This is a genomic window from Halorubrum sp. AD140 (assembly GCF_034497445.1).
GTDB lineage: Archaea > Halobacteriota > Halobacteria > Halobacteriales > Haloferacaceae > Halorubrum.
In genome coordinates this window covers 1-1,016 of record NZ_JAXRUU010000352.1, presented here as the reverse complement: position 1 = coordinate 1,016, position 1,016 = coordinate 1, and the positions used below count along the sequence as shown (strand labels likewise).

1 protein-coding gene and 1 pseudogene are annotated in these 1,016 nt (G+C 69.7%); one reads left to right on the top strand and one right to left on the bottom strand.

Annotated features, from left to right (window positions below; translation table 11 throughout):
- Positions 1-205: pseudogene (locus tag U4E84_RS18795) on the bottom strand (proline dehydrogenase); the annotation flags it as partial.
- Positions 206-343: 138 nt separating this feature from the next.
- Here U4E84_RS18795 and U4E84_RS18790 point away from each other — a divergent pair.
- Entirely contained in the window at positions 344-886 is a 543-nt protein-coding gene (locus tag U4E84_RS18790) for a CDP-2,3-bis-(O-geranylgeranyl)-sn-glycerol synthase (protein ID WP_322533563.1), read from the top strand.
- Positions 887-1,016 lie beyond the last annotated feature (130 nt).

The following is a 1,016-nucleotide window of genomic DNA, read 5'->3' as shown; positions in this document are numbered from 1 at the left end:
AGGCGTCGAGGCCGCTGTCGGCGATGTCGTCGAGCAGTCGGAGATAGGCGTCCGCGTCCGCGCGGGCGTCGTCGGGGTCGTCGTAGTGTTCGCCGAGCAGGTTCAGGATGACCGCGACGCCGTCCTCGTTCGCGGCGCGGGCGTGGTCGAGGGCCGCCGGAACGCTCTCGCCGGCGACGAACCGCCGGGCGATAGGGGGGATCATATCAGTGATTCCGGACGGGGCGAACTTTACCTTTGCCGACTCGGAGGCGGTGGCCGCAAGACGGCGCCGCGGGGAGACCGACGAGCGTTCGGCGACGGATCCGGGGTTTATAACACGCCGCGCGTCGCCCGTGTGGACATGATCGGTTCACTCGTCGCGACCGCGTTCTGGGCGATGCTCCCGGCGTACGTCCCGAACAACGCCGCGGTGTTGGCGGGGGGCGGGCGCCCAATCGACGGCGGCCGCGAGTGGCGCGGCGCGCGGCTGCTCGGCGACGGGAAGACGTGGCGCGGCACGGCGGTGGGGACCTTAGTCGGCGTCTGCCTCGCGCTCGGGCTTAACGCGCTGGCCGACCCCGCGAGCGCCGCGCTCGGCGCCGATCTGCCGACGTTCGCACTCCCGGCCGCGTTCGCGCTCGCGTTCGGCGCGATGTGCGGCGACATCGGCGCCTCGTTCCTCAAGCGTCGGTCCGGGCGCGAGCGCGGCGCCGCGTTCCCGGGGCTCGACCAGCTGGACTTCGTCGTCGGCGCGCTGGGCCTCGTCTTTCTCGTCGACACCGACTGGGCGCTCGCGACCTTCACGCCGCGGGTCCTCGCGGTCGTCCTCGTGATGACTCCCGTCCTCCACGTCGTCACGAACGTCGGGGCGTACGCGCTCGGGCTGAAGAACGAACCGTGGTGAGCGGGGCGGGAGTGCGCTCCCCGGCGAACGTCTCGCTGTGAAGTTTCGTATCGAGCTTATTTTCTTCAGAAACTGATCGTGTGTTCGCGCAATTCGCAGCGACGAGAACGGCAGAAAGATATATATGCTG